Source organism: Halohasta sp. A2 (genome assembly GCF_056175805.1).
In genome coordinates this window covers 1-291 of sequence record NZ_JAQFWV010000263.1, presented here as the reverse complement: position 1 = coordinate 291, position 291 = coordinate 1, and the positions used below count along the sequence as shown (strand labels likewise).

Genomic DNA, 291 nt, shown 5'->3' with positions numbered 1-291 from the left:
ACGTCAGCGTTGAACGCCGCGTCACACTCCTCACAGACGTAGAGGCCACGCTTGACACGCTGACTATCGTCTTCACTACCGCAGACGCAACACGTCTTGCTCGTGTTACGCTCTGAAACTTCTACCATCTCGATTCCCTTGACTTTCGCTTTGTATGTGAGAATCTTTGTAAAGCGGTCGAACGCCCACCCGTGCAGGTCAAGGTTGCCGTGTCGACCCCAGTTTTTCGACTTACCAGCTTCGTCTTCACGCACGCCCTCTAAGTCTCCGACGTTGATTCGGCCAACTCCC

1 protein-coding gene is annotated in these 291 nt (G+C 54.3%); it reads right to left on the bottom strand.

All coding sequences use genetic code 11. From position 1 onward, the window contains the following. Positions 1-291: zinc ribbon domain-containing protein (locus O2S87_RS19060; RefSeq protein ID WP_475410252.1), on the bottom strand; the 291-nt coding region annotated here is incomplete at both ends.